At 72.7% G+C, this 17,769-nt stretch carries 11 protein-coding genes; 6 read left to right on the top strand and 5 right to left on the bottom strand.

The window, feature by feature from the left end:
* Positions 1 to 25: 25 nt before the first annotated feature.
* Positions 26 to 3,619, bottom strand: a complete 3,594-nt coding sequence (locus tag IE239_RS31375) for an AfsR/SARP family transcriptional regulator (protein WP_229878423.1) — start codon at positions 3,617 to 3,619, stop codon at positions 26 to 28.
* A gap of 531 nt (positions 3,620 to 4,150) precedes the next feature.
* On the opposite strand from IE239_RS31375, the gene IE239_RS31380 reads away from it, so the two are divergent.
* The gene (locus IE239_RS31380) at positions 4,151 to 5,362 is read left to right on the top strand and encodes an alpha/beta hydrolase family protein (protein ID WP_190152826.1); all 1,212 of its coding nucleotides are present in this window, start codon (positions 4,151 to 4,153) and stop codon (positions 5,360 to 5,362) included.
* A 155-nt stretch (positions 5,363 to 5,517) separates the two neighbouring features.
* Here the strand turns inward: IE239_RS31380 and typA are convergent, their stop codons facing one another.
* Complete coding sequence (typA, locus tag IE239_RS31385; protein ID WP_190152827.1) at positions 5,518 to 7,425, bottom strand: translational GTPase TypA; 1,908 nt, start codon at positions 7,423 to 7,425, stop codon at positions 5,518 to 5,520.
* A gap of 244 nt (positions 7,426 to 7,669) precedes the next feature.
* Positions 7,670 to 10,057, bottom strand: coding sequence for an ABC transporter family substrate-binding protein (locus tag IE239_RS31390; RefSeq protein WP_190152828.1), 2,388 nt, complete (start codon positions 10,055 to 10,057; stop codon positions 7,670 to 7,672).
* Positions 10,058 to 10,341: 284 nt separating this feature from the next.
* Here IE239_RS31390 and IE239_RS31395 point away from each other — a divergent pair, with 284 nt between their 5' ends.
* Genes IE239_RS31395 through IE239_RS31410 form a run of 4 tightly spaced genes read left to right on the top strand, consistent with a single transcriptional unit; the run spans position 10,342 to position 14,249 of the window.
* The gene (locus IE239_RS31395; RefSeq protein ID WP_190152829.1) at positions 10,342 to 10,632 is read left to right on the top strand and encodes an Rv0250c family protein; all 291 of its coding nucleotides are present in this window, start codon (positions 10,342 to 10,344) and stop codon (positions 10,630 to 10,632) included.
* 31 nt (positions 10,633 to 10,663) lie between these two features.
* A complete protein-coding gene (gene sdhC, locus IE239_RS31400; RefSeq protein ID WP_190152830.1) occupies positions 10,664 to 11,500 on the top strand; it encodes a succinate dehydrogenase subunit SdhC in 837 nt (278 codons plus the stop codon).
* Between the two features lie 41 nt (positions 11,501 to 11,541).
* The gene (locus IE239_RS31405) at positions 11,542 to 13,482 is read left to right on the top strand and encodes a fumarate reductase/succinate dehydrogenase flavoprotein subunit (RefSeq protein ID WP_190152831.1); all 1,941 of its coding nucleotides are present in this window, start codon (positions 11,542 to 11,544) and stop codon (positions 13,480 to 13,482) included.
* A complete protein-coding gene (locus IE239_RS31410; RefSeq protein WP_190152832.1) occupies positions 13,479 to 14,249 on the top strand; it encodes a succinate dehydrogenase/fumarate reductase iron-sulfur subunit in 771 nt (256 codons plus the stop codon). The genes IE239_RS31405 and IE239_RS31410 overlap by 4 nt, the downstream gene beginning before the upstream one ends.
* Here IE239_RS31410 and IE239_RS31415 read toward each other — a convergent pair.
* A complete protein-coding gene (locus IE239_RS31415; protein ID WP_190152833.1) occupies positions 14,230 to 14,562 on the bottom strand; it encodes a hypothetical protein in 333 nt (110 codons plus the stop codon). The genes IE239_RS31410 and IE239_RS31415 overlap by 20 nt on opposite strands.
* A 101-nt stretch (positions 14,563 to 14,663) precedes the next feature.
* Positions 14,664 to 15,881, bottom strand: coding sequence for a glycoside hydrolase family 18 protein (locus IE239_RS31420; protein ID WP_229878424.1), 1,218 nt, complete (start codon positions 15,879 to 15,881; stop codon positions 14,664 to 14,666).
* 263 nt (positions 15,882 to 16,144) lie between these two features.
* Here IE239_RS31420 and IE239_RS31425 point away from each other — a divergent pair, with 263 nt between their 5' ends.
* Positions 16,145 to 17,749 carry a hypothetical protein gene (locus IE239_RS31425; protein ID WP_229878425.1) on the top strand — a complete coding sequence of 535 codons (1,605 nt, stop codon included), beginning with the start codon at positions 16,145 to 16,147 and terminating at the stop codon, positions 17,747 to 17,749.
* The last annotated feature ends 20 nt before the right edge of the window (positions 17,750 to 17,769 follow it).

The raw sequence follows: 17,769 nt of genomic DNA on the forward strand, positions 1-17,769 counted from the left end.
GCCGCGCCGCCGGCCTCGGCCTCGGTCAGCCGTCGAAGTGCTCGGTGAGATAGAGGGTGAGACGGGACTCCGCGTCCTGGGGCAACTCCCGGTGCCGGTGCCCCGGCAGGGGGCGCGGCGGCACCCGGGAGCCGGTCTCGACTCCGATCGTCGCGTACAGCTCTTCGGCCCGGGCCCGGGCGGTGTGCGCCGACTCGGCGTCGCCGTGCGCCTCGTGCGCGGCGGCCAGGGCCGCGAGGGAGTGAGCGTGCAGGAGGCGCTGACCGGAGGCCTCGGCCAGAGCGACGGCCCGGCCCGCCTCGGCACGGGCCCGGGCCCGGGTCGGGGCCGGGGCCGGGGCCGGGGCGCCGACGGTTCCGGCTCCGGAGCCGCCGGAGCCGCCGGAGCCGTCTGCGGCGTCCGCTGCCTCCGCGTGTGCCTCTGTCCCGGCGCCCATGCCCATGCCCGTATCTGTACCTGCGTCCGCGCCTGCGTCCGCGTCCACTTCTGTGGCTGTATCTGCGCCTTCGTCCGTTTCCAGCAGCGTCAGGGCGGTGGTGAGGTGGATGCGGGGAAGGGCGAGGGGGGTGCCGTCGGTGGCGAGGCTCTCGGCGCGTTCCAGGCAGTCCAGGGCGTCGGCGGGGCGGCCCCGGGCGCGGGCCAGGTCGGCGCGGGCCAGCAGCACCTCGACCAGGCCCGCGCGGTGACCGGTGCGTTCGGCGGTCTCGAAGGCGGCGTCGAGATGTTCGGCCGCCTCCTCGGCGCGGCCCGCGCGCAGTTTCACCGAGGCGATCCCGACCAGGCTGTCGACCTGGCAGTTGCGGTTCTCCACCCGGCGGGAGACGGCGAGGGCGTCCTCGTGGGCGAGGAGCGCGCGGTCGTCCCGGCCGGCGTCGGCGCGGACCCGGCCCAGCGCCTCCAGCGCCACCGCCTCGGTATAGGTGGAGCCGGAGTCGCGGGAGACGAGGAAGCAGGTGCGCAGCGCCGCCGCCGCCTCGTCGAACCGGGCCTGCCGCTGCCGCACCTGGGCGAGGCTGACGAGCGCCATGGCCCGGTTGTGGTGGACCGTGTCGCCGATCAGGTCGAGGGCCGCGCAGGCCGCCTCCTCGGCCGCGTCCAGCCGCCCCAGGGCCAGGTTCAGGGACGCCGTGTTGATCAGCATGATCTCTTCGTTCTTGACGTTCCCCAGGGTGCGGTAGAGCGCCAGCGCCCGGTCGTAGCAGGGCAGTGCGCGGCGCAGCTCGCCGAGGAGCTTGAGGGTGACGCCCTTGCCCTGGAGGCTGCCGGCCTCGCCGTACGCCCAGCCGGCCCGGCGCGCCAGCTGCTCTCCCTCCTCGTACTCCGCGAGCGCGCCCCGCAGGTCCCCGTTGCGCCAGCGGGCGCTGCCGAGGGAGAGGCACATGGAGGCCTGGCCGACCTCGTCGCCGTGGCGCGCGGCCACCTCCCGGGCAAGGGTGGCCAGCCGCATCCAGTCGGACAGCGGACGGCGGTGATGGAAGAGGTCCTGCAGCGCGTCCACCAGCCACCACACGAACCGCGCGGGGCCGTGCTCGGCGGCGTGTCCGATCGCGGCCGCGATGTCGTCCCACTCTCCGTCGAACCAGGCGTACGCCTCCTCGACCGTGCCGAACTCGCGCGGCAGCGAGCCTTCCACGGGCCCCGGACGGGTGCGCATGACGTACAGGCCCGCCGTGGCGGCGGCGTTGACGACGCTCTGCAGATAGTGGTCGAGGACCCGGGTGACGGCGGCCTCCCGCTCCTCGGGGGCGTCCTCGGCGAACGTGCGGTCGCGGGCGTACTCGTGCACGAGGTCGTGCCACGCGGGGCGGCCGTGCTCGACGTCGCGCAGCAGGTGCACGCGCTGGGCCTGCCGCAGCAGGTCGGCCAGGCGGCGTTCGTCGGTCCCGGCGGCCGCGGCGGCCGCCGGGACCGACCGGCCGGTGCCCGGCAGCACGCCCAGCCGGCGGAAGGCCGACCGGGCCTCGTCGGGCAGCGTCGCGTAGGACAGGTCGAGCGCGGCCCGTACGGCGACGGACTCCTCCCCCTCGACGTGCAGCCGGGCCAGTCGCCCCCGGTCGGCGAGGTCACGGACGTATGCCCGGATACTGCCTGGCCGGTCGCCGATCCAGGAACCCGCCACACACAGGGCGAGGGGCAGGTGGTCGCAGAGTTCGACGAGCCGGGTCGCGGCCTCCGGATCGGCGGCGACGGCCTCCGCGCCGACCGCGCCGCTGATCAGCTCCAGCGCGGCGGCGCTGTCGAGGACGTCGCAGGACACCCGGTAGCCGCCGTCCAGGGTGACCAGGCCGCTGAGCTTGTCGCGGCTCGTCACCAGCGTGAGCGAGCCGGCCGAGGCGGGCAGCAGCCGCCGTACGCAGGACGCGTCGGCCACGTCGTCGAGGACGACGAGCACCCGGCGGTCCACCAGCAACGTCCGGTACAGCGCGGTCTGCGCCTCGGCGCCCAGCGGAATGTCGCGCGGGGCGCAGCCCAGACCCTGCAGCAGCAGCGGCAGGGCCTCGTCGGGGGTCATCGGCTCGGCGTTGTCAAAGCCCCGCATGTCGAGGAAGAGCTGGCCGTCGGGGAAGCGGTCGGCTACCCGGTGCGCCCAGTTCAGCGCCAGGGCGCTCTTGCCGACGCCCGCCGGTCCCACGATGAGGGCGAGCGGCTCGGCGTCGCGCAGGCAGGAGTCGAGACGGGCGAGTTCCCGGTCGCGACCGACGAAACGGCGCGGTGTGGGCGGGAGTTGGCGGGGCACCGGCCGCTCGGAGGCGGCGGTCGGCGCCTGTGCCTGCGCCTGCACCCGAAGCGGTGACGACGGCTGCGGCTGAGACTGCGGCTGGGACTGCGACAGGCGGACGCCGGGTCCGGCGGCGAGGACTCCGCCGGCCCTGCCGCCGCCCAGCAGGCGCCGGTGCAGGTCCCTGAGGTCGACGGAGGGTTCCATGCCCAGTTCGTCCACCATGCGCCGACGCAGCGAGGCGTACAGCTCCAGCGCCTCGGCGCTGCGGCCGTCCTGGTGCAGGGCGGCCATCAGCAGGCCGTGCGGGCGCTCGCGCAGAGGGTGGGCGGCGGTCAGCCGCAGGAGCTCGGCGATGGCGTGGCGGTGCCGGCCGGTCTCGATCTCCGCCTCGGCGACGCTCTCCCGGGCCACCAGGTGCAGTTCGCCCAGGCGTTGACGCTCCGCCTCGCGCACCGCGACCTCCGGGAGGTCGGCCAGCGGCTCGTCCCGCCACAGCGCGAGGGCCTCCTCGCCGCGGTGCCGGGCCGTCCGCCAGTCGCCGTCGGCCGCGGCCCGCGAGCCGCCCCTGACGAGGTTCTCGAAGGCCAGCAGGTCCAGTTCGGCCGGGCCTGCGTGCATGACGTAGCCGGGCCGGCGGGTGGTCAACACGTCTGTCCCCGAAGGGCCGAGAGCGCGTCGCACCTCGGCGACGAGGGCCCGTACGCGAGCCGCGCCGGCGCCGGGCGGACGGTCGTCCCACAGGCACTGGATCAGCCGGTCGACGGAGACGACGTGGTCGGCGTGCAGCAGGAGGACCGTGCACAGCGCCCGTTGCCGTCCGGTGAGCGAGACGGCCCGTCCGTCGATCTCGATGTCCAGGGGTCCGAGCAGACGGAACCGGATCCGTGGGGTGAGCATTGACAGAACGTAGTCCAGCGGCGACGGCCGGGCAACGCCGGGCTTCGCCGACGCGAACCACCGGGCCGCCCGTGGTCGGGATCCGGCCAACTGCGGGCGTCCGGGCCGGGGTCGGCGGGCGCGGCGCGGCACGAGGCGACGCGGAGGCGGGCGCCGCATGTCCCCCGTCGGTCGCCCGCCCCGCACCACCAGTGTCCGGGATCCGTCTTTCCCGGATCCTTCGGCGATCTTTCCCTGGTCTTTCAACGGCCTTTCGATCGGCCTTTCACCGCTCTTTCAGCAGACTTTTGATGCCCAGGCACATCGCAGCGAGAACCAGAGGTCGTCGGCGTGGCTGTTCGGCGACCACCTGGCATGTGGGCTTTGCGGCCTCGACGGTGGAACCGGAGGGGCGGCACCGGTGACCTTACGAGGCGTCCGCACAGCCATGACGTAGTCCCGGCGGATGACTCCGGTACCTCGCGAGGACTACGAACGGTTCAGATCCATGGGCTGATTCGATGCGGAGCTGCAAAACCTAGCGTCGATCCCATGAAACGCAATCGCCGTACCAGCGCTGTCGCGGTGCTGGCTCTCGCCGCCCTCGTCACCGGAACCGGCGCCGGGTACGCCGCCACGACCACATCGTCAGCCACACCGATGGCCACGCACGCGTTCGACACCGCACCGGCCACGGCGACGGCCACCGCGCCCACGCCGTCCTTCCACGGCACGCTCCCCGCGCCGACCGGCCCCTACGCCGCCGGCGAGGACGTCGTCCACCTCACCGACGCGAGCCGTCCCGACCCGTGGGTGCCGTCGTCCGGCCCCCGCCGACTGACCGTCACGATGGTCTACCCGGCCGTCCCCGGGACCGGGACTCCGGCCCCTTATATGACCCTCGCCGAGGCAGCCGGATCCATCCAGCGCCGGAAGTTACCGGCGAGCTCAGGAGTCACCCCACAGAACCTCGCCGGCGTCACCACTCACGCCTTCGACGGCGCGCGGCCACGGAGCGGCAGGTATCCGCTGGTGGTCCTCTCACCCGGGTTCGAGGACCCGCGCATGGTGCTCACCTCGCTCGCGACCGAGCTGGCCAGTCACGGCTACGTCGTCGCGCTCGTCGGCCACACCTACGAGGACAGCGGTGAGACGCTGGCGAACGGCCAGACGCCGCCGTGCGCGATCTGCGATGACCCGGCGCTCGACTTCGACTTTGTCGCCGCCAGCCGCGCGCTGGACGTGTCCTTCGTGATCGACCGGTTGACGCACGGCAATACCGCGTGGCGCCTGGCACACCTCATCGACAAGCACGAGATCGGCGTGGCCGGGCACTCCCTCGGCGGAGCGGCGGCCGCCGCCACGATGATCGCCGACCCGCGAGTACGGGCCGGAGTGAACATGGACGGCGCCTTCCACCCGGCCCCGATGCCCGGCCAGATCGACCGGCCGCTCCTCATGCTGGGTGCGGCCGACAACCACCCGGTCGGCGGCCACGACACCACGTGGGGGCAGACCTGGGCCGCCCTCGGCGGCTACAAGAAGTGGCTGACGGTCGCCGGCGCCGACCACTTCAGCTTCAGCGACCTGGACCTGCTTCTGGAAGAGGCCGGGTTCCCGACGCCGCCCCTCTCCCCGGCACGCGGGGTGGTGATCACCCGCGAGTACGTGACAGCGTTCTTCGACCGGACGCTGAAGGGAATCCACAGTCCGCTGCTGGACGGCCCCTCGCCGAACAGTCCGGAAGTCCTCTTCCAGTACTAGTGCAGCGCCGCGTCGGTCCTTCGGGGGCTCGTGCGGCTTCGAGTGGGCTGCCGTGGACTCACGTCGTCCTGACGCCGATCCGGTCCGCGGTCACAGATGTGCCGGGCGCCCCGCGGGGCGCCCGGCACATCTGTGTGAAGCCGACGACCGCGGCGTCAGCCGTGCTTGGCGCGGCTCGCCGTGCGGGCGCGGTCGCGCTGGTCGAGGACGACCTTGCGGATGCGGACCGCCTCCGGGGTCACCTCGACGCACTCGTCGTCGCGGCAGAACTCCAGCGACTGCTCCAGCGACAGCTTGCGCGGCGGGACGATCGCCTCGAACGAGTCGGCCGACGACGACCGCATGTTCGTGAGCTTCTTCTCCTTGGTGATGTTCACGTCCATGTCGTCGGAGCGCGAGTTCTCGCCGACGATCATGCCCTCGTACACCTCGGTGCCGGGGTCGGTGAACAGGACGCCGCGCTCCTGGAGGTTCGTCATCGCGAACGCGGTGACGGCGCCGGCGCGGTCGGCGACGAGCGAGCCGTTGTTACGGGTCGTCAGGGTGCCGAACCACGGCTCGTGGCCCTCGTGGATGGAGTGGGCGATGCCCGTGCCGCGCGTACCGGTGAGGAACTCGGTGCGGAAGCCGATGAGGCCGCGGGACGGGACCACGAACTCCATGCGGACCCAGCCGGAGCCGTGGTTGGACATGTTGTCCATCCGGCCCTTGCGCACGCCCATGAGCTGCGTGACGGCGCCCATGTGCTCCTCGGGCACGTCGATCGTCATACGCTCGACGGGCTCGTAGACCTTGCCGTCGACGAGCTTGGTGACGACCTGCGGCTTGCCGATGGTCAGCTCGAAGCCCTCGCGGCGCATCTGCTCGACCAGGATGGCCAGCGCCAGCTCACCGCGGCCCTGCACCTCCCAGGCGTCGGGACGCTCGGTGTCCAGCACGCGCAGCGAGACGTTGCCGACCAGCTCGCGGTCGAGGCGGTCCTTCACCTGGCGGGCGGTGACCTTGCGGTCCTTGACGGCGGCCTTGTTGTCGGCGCCCTTGCCGGTGCCGCCCCGGCCGACCAGCGGCGAGGTGTTGGTGCCGATGGTCATCGAGATGGCCGGCTCGTCGACCGTGATGAGCGGCAGCGCGACGGGGTTCTCGGGGTCGGCGAGGGTCTCGCCGATCATGATGTCCGCGATGCCGGCGACGGCGCAGATGTCACCGGGGCCCGCCACCTCGGCAGGCTTGCGGGTGAGCGCCTCGGTCATCAGCAGCTCGGTGATGCGCACGTTGGCCATCGTGCCGTCACGCTTGATCCACGTGACGGTCTGGCCCTTGCGCAGCTCGCCCTGCTCGACGCGCAGCAGCGCGATACGGCCGAGGAAGTTGTCGGCGTCCAGGTTGGTGACGTGCGCCTGGAGCGGGGCCTCCTCGTCGTACTCGGGAGCCGGGACGTGCGACAGGATCGTGGAGAAGAAGGGCTCCAGGCTGTCGCTGTCCTTCGGGACCGTGCCGTCCTCCGGCTTGGTCAGCGAGGCGACGCCGTCCCGCGCGCAGGCGTAGACGATGGGGAACTCGATCTGGTCCTCGTCGGCGTCGAGGTCGAGGAAGAGGTCGTAGGCCTCGTTGACGACCTCGTCGATGCGCGAGTCCGGGCGGTCCGTCTTGTTGATGCACAGGATCACGGGCAGGCGGGCCTGCAGCGCCTTGCGCAGCACGAAGCGGGTCTGGGGCAGCGGCCCCTCGGAGGCGTCCACCAGCAGCACGACGGCGTCGACCATCGACAGACCGCGCTCGACCTCACCGCCGAAGTCGGCGTGGCCGGGGGTGTCGATGATGTTGATGGTGACGACGTCCCCCCCGTCCTTGGGGTGGTACTTCACCGCCGTGTTCTTGGCGAGGATCGTGATGCCCTTCTCACGCTCCAGGTCGTTCGAGTCCATCATGCGGTCGTCGAGCGACTCAGCGGCGTGCGCGGCGAAGGCGCCGGCCTGCTTGAGCATGGCGTCGACCAGAGTCGTCTTGCCGTGGTCGACGTGGGCGACGATGGCTACGTTGCGAATGTCGTGGCGCGTGGCCATAAAGCGGCGTTCTCCCGGAGTGTGAGGGCGGCCCTGCTGCGTACGTCCGTGTTACGCGGGCCCTGCCGGGCTTGACACGCCACGGCCTCACCCCATCGTACGTGGCCCCGCGGGGGAAGGCCCCCGCAGGGCCGCACGGTTCATCCGGCGATCACCTCGCGCTCACCTACGGACCCGGTTCCGAGCCCGGTTCCCGCCCGGTTCCGGAACCGGTTTCCGCCCGGTTCCGAGCCCGGTCGCGCCCTCACTTGCGCTGCGGTCCCGCGGCGGCCTTCGCGCCCTTCTTCAGGAAGCCCATGTCCTCGTAGACGGGCGTCTGGAAGCCGAAGGCGCCCGCGTTCACCACGTCCTTCCGCACGGCCGTGAGCTGGGGCCGCTGGTAGAGGGGGATCGATCCGGCGGCCGCCCAGATGCGCGAGTCGGCCTTGCGGATCAGGGAGCGGGCCTCGTCCCGGTCCAGGGTCGCGAGCGCCTGGGCGAACAGCTGGTCGACCTGGTCGGTGCCGACCCTGGTGTAGTTCTGTTCGACGGTCAGGGAACCGTCGGCGGCCGGCCGCGGCTTGGCGTAGATCGGCCGGGCGTCGGTCGCCGGGAAGGCGGACGCGGGCCAGGAGTACAGGGCGAGGTCGTACTCGCCGGACGCGATGTGGTCCTTGAAGTAGCTCGCGTCCGAGACCTTGGTGATCTCGGTGCGGATGCCGACCTTCGCCAGCATCTTCGTGATCCGCTCGGCGACCGCCTCCAGGGACTGCGATCCCGGTCCGGACGGCAGCACGAACCGCAGGTCGAGCGCCTTGCCGTCCTTGGCCAGCGCCTTGGCCGGGGCGCCCACGGGCGTGGCGCCGGCCTGCGGAGCGGCGCCGGCCCTGAGCTCCGCGCCGGCCCCGGGCGCGGCGGTGCCCTTCGGGGCGTAGGCGCCGGGCACGCCTCCCTGGTGCGGCCCCTCGTACTGCTTGCCGTCCTGGGCGATCTGCCGCTCGCCGGCGTTGTTCTTCGCGGCGTGGTGACTCTCGTCACGGCCGGTCTCGGCCCGCGCCTTGTCGTCCTCGCCGACGACGTACGTACCGTCGCCGTCCGCCTTCTTGCCGGCCGAACCGGCCGCCTTCTCGCCCTTGTCCTTGTCCTTGTCCTTTTCCTTTTCCTTGTCTTTCGCCTTCGCCTTCGCCGTTTCTTTGTCCTTGTCCTTGTCCTTCGCCTTCTCCGTGACGGGGCCTCCGACCACCCATCCGGCGTCCGCGAGGAGTGCCTGTGCCTCGGCCGTGTCCTGGCCGCCGAGCGCTCCGCTGCCGTCGGCGTACGCGTCCTGCCCGGCCAGGGCCAGATGGCTGCCCACGGGCTCCGCGGGCAGGCCCAGCGGCTTCAGGACGACCTTGGCCAGCTCCTTGCGGTCCAGGGCGCGGGCCACGGCCCGCCGCACCCGCTCGTCCGCCAGGGGCCCCTGCGCACCGTTCAGGGCCAGCTGGGTGTAGGCGGGCTCCAGCGATCTGCGCACCTCGAACGCGCGCAGCGCCTTCCGGCGGCTCTCCCATTTCGCGATCGCCCTGGTCAGCCTCGCGCGGGAGCCGGCGCCCGCCGCGCCCCCGGCCCCGTCCGAGGACTTCTCCCCGCCGTCGGACTCGCCGTCGGACTCGCCGTCGGACTGCTCGTCGGACCGGTCGTCGGCCCCGGCCGTGTCGATGCCGTGGGCGAGGGCCCACTTGCGCAGGGCCTCCACGCCGGCGGGCCCGGATCCGGCGGGCGGTCCGGCCGTGCCCTTCGCGGCGCCGTCGACGCTCTGCGCGTCGGAGGGATCGATCTCGGCCAGGTCGATCTTCCCGGCGGCCAGCGCGGACGTCCGCTCGTCCCGCGGGACGGCCGTCAGCACGATCTCGGAGAGCTTGGCCGGCCTCCCCCACCAGCGGGGGTTGCGGGCGAGGCTGACCTGCTTGTTCTTGCGGTCGACCTTCTTCACGGAGAACGGTCCGGCGGTCACCTTCAGCTTGCGCCGCGCGCCGTCGTTGAAGGAGTCGGGCGTGCCCATGACGTCCTTCGGGTACAGCGGGGAGAACAGCGACCTCCAGTCGGCGTAGGTCCGGCTGAAGGTGACCCTGACCTCCAGGTCGTTGGCTCCGCGCTCGATCTTCTCGATGCGGTCGTAGCCGGCGTTGCGGGCGGTCCAGTACGCGCTGTCCTTGCCCGACAGGGCTCGCCACTGGGCGGCGAAGTCGGCCGCGCCGATCTCCCGGCCGTCGCTCCAGACGGCCTGCTGGTTCAGCTTGTACAGCACGACCTGCTTGGGCTCGGTGGCGACGACCTTCGCGGACTCCAGGTAGTCGGCGTCGCGCTGCGGCCGCCCGTTCACGTCGGTCCGGTACATCGACGGGAGCACGGCCTGGGCGACCTGGGCGGTCGTGGCGTCGGCGTCCGACTGGAAGGCGTTGAAGGTCTCCGGGACGGTGTCCACCGCCCAGCGCAGTGTGCCGCCCTCGGCGACCGAGGCGCGGGTGGCCCGGGCGACGTCCTGGTGGGCCAGGGGCCGGCCCGCCTCGTCCGGGGAGCCGCAGCCCGTCAGCAGGGGCACCGCGAGCACGCCCGCGGTGAGGAAGGCGACCGAGCGCGTCACCGCGCGCGGGCCGACGCCGTCGTGGGACATCTCTGGTACCTCCGGTGAGCCGCTGCCGGTGCGTTCTGATCACATTTGGCGGTATTTTGGTGTTGATCAGATCTACGGCCTACTGAAAGGGAAACGGTTCGCCTGCCGACGGCGACACGGCGGCCAGGCCGCCCAAGGCCACTCGCGCGGAGCAACGCACCCCTCGCACATCCGCCAATCGCTGCACACGCCTTCACATCCACCGGTGTGACGCGCAACACTCGCAGGCGCATGAACGTTGCCGTCCCAGGGCACAGCCGCCCACGGAAACGAGGTCATGTCACATGTCCGTACAAGACGACCTGTCAGCGGTACAGCGCTCCCTCGAGGACCTCACCCGGTCCGTCGGCCGCCTGGAGCAGCAGCTCGGCAGCGGCGGCCTGGAGATGCGCCGCGTCCGCGCCGACGCCAGTCACCTGAAGGAGAGCGTGGCACTGCTGCGCGAGGCGGCCGGCCGGACCGGCACACCGCGCCGGCCCGAGCTGGTCACCATCCCCGACACCCCGTACGACGACTCCCTGTGGATCGACACCGACGACGAGGGACTCGGCGCCCGGCACCGGCACGCACCCTGACCCGAGCCCCTGACCCGACCGGAGTCCTGAGTTGGCCACTGGCACGGAACCACCTCCCTCCACCCACCCCCGTCCCTCGAGCGGCGTACGCGGCGCCGGCCGCGCCGCGATCGCCGCACCCCATCTGCGGACCGACCGCTGGTGGCTGGCCCCCGCCGCCACCGCGGCCGGCCTGCTGGCGTTCATCGTCTACTCGACCTGGCGGGCCTTCGCGAACGCGGACTACTACGCGGCGCCGTACGTCTCGCCGTTCTACTCGCCGTGTCTGGCGGAGAACTGCCGGCCCATGCACGCGGGGCCGAACGCGGACGTCTTCGGCGGCTGGTGGGGCATCTCGCCGGCGATCATCATCCTGATCTTCCCGCTCGGCTTCCGGCTGACCTGCTACTACTACCGCAAGGCCTACTACCGGGGCTTCTGGGCCTCGCCCCCGGCCTGCGCGGTCGCCGAGCCGCACACGAAGTACACCGGCGAGACCCGCTTCCCGCTGATCCTGCAGAACATCCACCGGTACTTCTTCTACGCGGCGATCCTCGTCGCCGGGATCCTCACGTACGACACGGTGCTCTCCTTCCGCGACGAGCACTACGCATGGGGCCACATGGGCCTCGGCACACTCGTCTTCCTGCTCAACATCACCCTGATCTGGGCGTACACGATCTCGTGCCACTCCTGCCGGCACATCGTGGGCGGCAAGCTGAAGCACTTCTCCCGGCACCCCGTGCGCTACCGCGCCTGGCAGTTCGTCGGCCGGCTCAACGCCCGCCACATGCTGCTGGCCTGGGCGTCGCTGGTCAGCGTGGCGCTCGCCGACTTCTACGTGTATCTCGTCGCGTCCGGTGTCTTCGACGATCCGAGGTTTTTCTAGATGCTGCCGAACCTGATGAGCCTGATGAGTGGGGCCTGCTGATGTCCGTGGTCGACCGCCAGGAGTGGGACGTCGTCGTGGTCGGTGCGGGGGGCGCCGGGCTGCGTGCCGCCATCGAGGCCCGTGAGCGCGGAGCCCGCACGGCCGTCATCTGCAAGTCGCTGTTCGGCAAGGCGCACACGGTGATGGCCGAGGGCGGCATCGCGGCGGCGATGGCCAACGCCAACGAGCACGACAACTGGCGGGTCCACTTCCGCGACACCCTGCGCGGCGGCAAGTTCCTCAACCAGTGGCGGATGGCGGAGCTGCACGCCCAGGAGGCCCCGGACCGGGTGTGGGAGCTGGAGACCTGGGGCGCGCTGTTCGACCGCACCGCGGACGGCCGCATCTCCCAGCGCAACTTCGGCGGCCACGAGTACCCGCGCCTCGCCCACGTCGGCGACCGCACCGGCCTGGAGCTGATCCGCACCCTCCAGCAGAAGATCGTCTCGCTGCAGCAGGAGGACCACCGGGAGACCGGCGACTACGAGTCCCGGCTGAAGGTCTTCCAGGAGTGCACGGTCACCCGGATCCTGAAGGACGGCTCGCGGGTGAGCGGGGTGTTCGCCTACGAGCGCGAGACCGGCCGCTTCTTCGTGCTGCAGGCGCCCTCCGTGGTCATCGCGACCGGCGGCATCGGCAAGTCCTTCAAGGTGACGTCGAACTCGTGGGAGTACACCGGCGACGGCCACGCGCTGGCCCTGCTCGCCGGAGCGCCCCTGCTCAACATGGAGTTCGTGCAGTTCCACCCCACGGGCATGGTCTGGCCGCCGTCGGTCAAGGGCATCCTCGTCACGGAGTCGGTCCGCGGCGACGGCGGGGTGCTGCGCAACTCCGAGGGCGAACGCTTCATGTTCGACTACGTCCCCGACGTCTTCAAGGAGAAGTACGCCGAGTCGGAGGAGGAGGGCGACCGCTGGTACGAGGACCCGGACCACAACCGGCGTCCCCCCGAGCTGCTCCCCCGCGACGAGGTGGCCCGCGCCATCAACGCGGAGGTGAAGGCGGGCCGCGGCTCCCCGCACGGCGGGGTCTTCCTGGACGTGTCGACCCGCATGCCCGCCGAGGTGATCCGGCGGCGGCTGCCCTCGATGTACCACCAGTTCAAGGAGCTGGCGGACGTGGACATCACCGCCGAGGCGATGGAGGTCGGGCCGACCTGCCACTACGTGATGGGCGGCATCGCGGTCGACTCCGACACCGCGGCCGCGCGCGGGGTGCCCGGACTGTTCGCGGCCGGCGAGGTGGCCGGCGGCATGCACGGCTCCAACCGGCTCGGCGGCAACTCCCTCTCCGACCTGCTGGTGTTCGGCCGGCGGGCCGGTCTGCACGCGGCCGGACACGCCGCGGCGGCGGCGACCGGGCGGCCGCTCGTGGACGACGCCCAGGTGGACGCGGCGGCAGCGGAGGCCCTGCGGCCCTTCTCCGCCGAGGCGGCCGGCGAAGAGCCCGCGACCGGCCCCGCGGAGAACCCGTACTCGGTCCACCAGGAGCTGCAGCAGACCATGAACGACCTGGTCGGCATCATCCGCCGGGAGAGCGAGATGAAGCAGGCCCTGCTCAGGCTGGCGCAGCTGCGGATCCGGGCCCGTCGGGCCGGCGTCGAGGGGCACCGCCAGTTCAACCCCGGCTGGCATCTGGCCCTCGACCTGCGCAACATGCTGCTGGTCAGCGAGTGCGTGGCGCGGGCCGCTCTGGAACGCACCGAGTCGCGCGGCGGCCACACCCGCGAGGACCATCCGGCGATGAAACGCGCCTGGCGCAACGTCAACCTGCTGTGCCGGCTCGCCGATCCGGCCGACGGCCCGGCGGCGGCCGGCCCCGAGGACGGTCGGATCCGGCTCGAGCGGCAGACCACCGACCCCATCCGCCCCGACCTGCTCGCCCTCTTCGAGAAGGAGGAGCTGGTGAAGTACCTCACCGAAGAGGAGCTGTACGAATGAGCAGCTACGACGCCCACTTCAGGGTGTGGCGGGGCGACGTGGAGGGCGGGGACCTGGAGGACTTCACGATCGAGGTCAACGACGGCGAGGTGGTCCTGGACATCGTCCACCGCATCCAGTCCACCCAGGCGCCCGATCTCGCCGTCCGCTGGAACTGCAAGGCGGGCAAGTGCGGTTCGTGTTCGGCGGAGATCAACGGACGGCCCCGGCTGATGTGCATGACCCGCATGTCGGTCTTCGACCGCGCGGAGACGATCACCGTCACTCCTCTGCGCGCCTTCCCCGTGATCCGCGATCTGGTCACGGACGTGGGCTTCAACTACCACAAGGCGCGGGAGGTCCCGGCGTTCGTGCCGCCCGAAGGGGTCGGGCCGGGCGAGTACCGGATGTTCCAGGAGGACGTGGAGCGCTCGCAGGAGTTCCGCAAGTGCATCGAGTGCTTCCTGTGCCAGGACGTCTGCCATGTCGTGCGCGACCACGAGGAGAACAAGACGGCCTTCGCGGGCCCGCGCTTCCTCATGCGGGTCGCCGAGCTGGACATGCACCCGCTGGACGCGGCAGAGGAGAGCGGCCTGGACCGCAAACGCGCGGCACAGGACGAACACGGTCTCGGCTACTGCAACATCACCAAGTGCTGCACCGAGGTCTGCCCCGAGGGCATCAGGATCACGGACAACGCGCTGATCCCCCTGAAGGAGCGGGCCGTCGACCGCAAGTACGACCCTCTGGTGTGGCTGGGCTCGAAGATCAGGAGGCGGCCGTCGTAGACGCCGGGGGCAGCCGGGGGGCGCGGCCGGGGCGCCGGGCGCGGATCCGGATCAGCAGCCCCACCATGAACAGGACCCAGCCGGCCCACGCGACGTAGACCGACGCGCCGTGCGGCCGACCGTTCAGCGGGCCCACGAACATCCACACCGTCGCTCCGGTCGCGGCGATCAGCGACCCCCAGCCCCACAGCCGCGGCCGGAGCACCCTCGACCTGCCCCACGGCGCGACCCAGCCGGTCGCGACACCGGCCGCACCGCCCACGGCCAGAACCGTCACGGCCAGTGCGGACACCACCACCAGAATCGCGTGCACGGCGCCCATGATCGCAGGGCCCTCGGGCGCCCGCGAGAGCCTTGACCCGACGATGGCCCGGCCGATGCCCGCGCTTGGGAGACCCCCGCTCGCCGCGGCGCCTACCGCACCCATCCCTCCTCGTACGACGTCCAGTCGGTCTCGGACGCCGCGAAGTCCACGTAGGCCGCCACGCCGAAGTTCGCGCGGTCGGCGTCGGTCCGTGACAGCCCCAGCCGGACGCCCCGGACGGCGGCGGCGACGGTCTCCGCGTGCGCCCAGTGGCCGAAGCGGTTCTCGCGGTAGAACGGCAGACCCATCAGCAGGTCGGTGGAGGCCGGGGTGACCTCGAGGGCGAGCGAGGTCTGCTGGGCGACATAGCCACCGTAGGTGCTCTGCAGCGGCTGCATGGTGTCGTACGACATGACGGCGATCTGGTCGACGCGGCGGGCGACCTCGCCGAAGAACCTCTGCGACCACCACTTGGGGTGCCCGGTGGTCGCGCCCCAGAACGCGTGGAATCCGGGGACCGGGTCGATCTGGTGGGCGGCGACGGAGAGCTGGGCGTGCCGGGCGCGGGTGACGGCGCGCAGGGCGTCGAGGAGGGCGAGGTAGTCGCCGTCGCCGGAGTGCAGGGGTTCGAGGTCGAAGTGCGCGCCCTCGAAGCCGGCCGCGAGGACCTCCCGGGTCGACCGCACGACGGCGGCACGGGTCGCCGCACGGTCCAGACGCATGCCGTCCGGGCCCTCCCCGGCGAGCACGTCGCCGAGCCAGGCCTGGACGCGGAGCTTCGGCGCCTCCCGGTGCACGGCGGTCGTGAACCAGCGCGCACGGGCGTAGGCGGACGCGGGCAGCGTGCCGTCGTGCTCCAGGGGACCGGCGTGCACGTAGAGGTCCCGGATGCCGGTGTCCCGCAGCCGGCGGCCCAGAGCGTCGACGTCGGCGTCCGTCTTGCGGCCGTCGACCCAGGCGTGGCCCAGCCAGAGGGCGTCCTTGCCGCGCGTGTGCGTGCCCCCGGCCGGATCGCCCAGGTAGTTCACGCGCAGCGTGGCCTCGGCGACCAGCACCGGCCCGAGGACGAGCAGCACGACGGCTGACGCTCCCCGGCGCACCCACCGCCGCCACCGCTTCCCCGGCTCTCCCGGCCCCCGCTCTCCCCGCGCGACTCCCTCGCCGCCACCGTGGCCGTCGCCGGGGCCGTCGTCGACCTCGTGCTCGTCCTCCCGCTCGTCCTGGCGCCCGCTCCCGTCCGCGTCTTCGTCGCCGGCACGGGCCGGCGAGCGCGTGGGGCCTGTCTCTTTCCCGGTGTGTGCGGACGGTCGTCCCGGCGATCGTCGCATCGGGTCCCCCTTCGGTGTCGTTCCGCCCCATCTCCCCCGACTCGGGTGCATCCCGCTCGCGTGGCCGCGAACACGGCCATACGCTCGCAAACGTGACCTCTTCGCAGCCTCGTCGAGGCCGGCCCCGGCGAACCGGCTCGCGCCTGTCCGCACAGGTGGTTCACACCGTTCTGGGCGGTGCGGTCGGGACGGTGTGGCTCGTGTTGCCGGGAATGACGTCCGGCGCCGACGTTCCGGTTGCGATCAAGGAACCGACGCCCGCCGTGAGCACGACCGCCGTCGCCGTCACGACCGCGGGCGGCGGGCGGTCCACCGTCGATCTGGTGCTGCCGCTGGTGGCCGTCGGCGCGGCCGGCGCGGCGGCCGGGTACGCGTACATACGCCGGGTCAGACGCGCTCACGGCCGGACGACTCCGGGCGGAGCGAGCAGCCCTCCCCATCCGCCCGGGCCTCCGCAGTCCGCGTCGCGGCCCGCCCTCGACGAGCAGGCCTGCGCCGCGCTGGTCGCGGCCGACGACCGGATCCGGGCGGCCCGTTGCGAACTCGGCTTCGCCGAGGCGTTGTTCGCGGCGGAGGACACCGCGCGTTTCCGCCGTACCGTCGACGAGGCCGCGGCCGAGCTGGCCGCCGCGTTCCGGATGCGGCAGCGGTACGACGAAGGGGTGCCGAAGGAGGAAGCCGCCCGGGGACACGCGCTCGCCGGGATCGTCGGCCGGTGCGAGGAGGCGCAGGGGCTGCTGGACTCGGCGGCCGGGGCGTTCGAGGGACTGCGGGAGCCGGGCCGGGCGTCGGGGCAGGCCCTGGTGGTCGCCGAGGGCCGGTTCCGGGAGCTGACCGGACGGGTGGGGGCCGCGGAAGCCGTCCTCGCCGGGTTGCGGGCCCGGTACGCGCCCACCGCCACCGCCGACGTCGTCGGGAACGTGGAACAGGCCAGGGACCGGCTCCTGTTCGCCACCGTCAGGCTGAACGAGGCCCGCCAGTCGGCTGATTCGGGGCAGCGGGAGCAGGTGGCCCGGCAACTGCGCGCCGCCGAGGGCGCCATCACCCAGGCCGGCGTCCTGCTGGAGGGCGTCGACCGGCTGGCCGCCGAGCTGCAAGCGGCCGAACAGGCGGTGCCGGCCGCCCTCGCGGCAGCGGAGGCGGAGCTGTCCCGGGCCCGGGCAGAGGCAGAGGCGACGGAAGAGGGGTCGGAGGGACAAGGGGAAGGGGAAGAAGAGGCGCCGGACGCCTCCCCGGGAGAGCTGCACGCCCGGCTGCTGCGGACGGACGCCGTACTCGCCTCGATCCGACGCGGGCTGCCGGGTCGGCAGCCCGCGGCCGGTAAGCCCGACAGCCGGCCCGCCGGACCGGACTCGCACCGGCGGGACGCGCACGGCCGGACCCCGCACGGACCGGACTCCGACGGCGGCCCGGACACCGGCGGGCAGGGGGCGCATGAGGCGGGCTGGGATCCGGTCGGGGTGCTGCGGCGGATCGTGCGGGCGACCGCGTCCCACGGAGCGGAACGGGACGGGGCGCTGCAGGCCGCCGCCCTGATCACCGCCCGGACCGCCGGCGGCGCAGCGGCCGACTTCGTCGAGACGCACCGGGGGGCCGTGGGCGTGACCGCGCGCACCCGGCTGGCGGAGGCGCAGCGGCTCCTCGCGACGGGGGACCCGGCGGACCGCGCCTCCGCCGAGGCCCTCGCCGAGGAGGCGCGGGAGCTGGCCGAACTCGACGTCCGGGCGCACGGCAACCCCTACGGGGGGCCGGACCACACGGCGGGCGTCGGCGGAGCCGTTCTCGGCGGCGTCGTTCCGGCCGAGGACCCCGACGGCGGGACGCCCGCGGGCTTCGCCGGGCCTGCCGCGCCCGCCGCCGACGGGTGAGCGCCCGTCAGGACGGGCTC

The sequence above is a fragment of the Streptomyces humidus genome (assembly GCF_014649655.1).
GTDB classification, from domain to species: domain Bacteria; phylum Actinomycetota; class Actinomycetes; order Streptomycetales; family Streptomycetaceae; genus Streptomyces; species Streptomyces humidus.

Coding starts and splice junctions, on each gene's coding strand:
- IE239_RS31375 (WP_229878423.1), bottom strand. CDS start 3,619: ATGCTCACCCCACGGATCCGGTTCCGTCTGCTCGGACCCCTGGACATC.
- IE239_RS31380 (WP_190152826.1), top strand. CDS start 4,151: ATGAAACGCAATCGCCGTACCAGCGCTGTCGCGGTGCTGGCTCTCGCC.
- typA (WP_190152827.1), bottom strand. CDS start 7,425: ATGGCCACGCGCCACGACATTCGCAACGTAGCCATCGTCGCCCACGTC.
- IE239_RS31390 (WP_190152828.1), bottom strand. CDS start 10,057: ATGTCCCACGACGGCGTCGGCCCGCGCGCGGTGACGCGCTCGGTCGCC.
- IE239_RS31395 (WP_190152829.1), top strand. CDS start 10,342: ATGTCCGTACAAGACGACCTGTCAGCGGTACAGCGCTCCCTCGAGGAC.
- IE239_RS31405 (WP_190152831.1), top strand. CDS start 11,542: ATGTCCGTGGTCGACCGCCAGGAGTGGGACGTCGTCGTGGTCGGTGCG.
- IE239_RS31410 (WP_190152832.1), top strand. CDS start 13,479: ATGAGCAGCTACGACGCCCACTTCAGGGTGTGGCGGGGCGACGTGGAG.
- IE239_RS31420 (WP_229878424.1), bottom strand. CDS start 15,881: ATGCGACGATCGCCGGGACGACCGTCCGCACACACCGGGAAAGAGACA.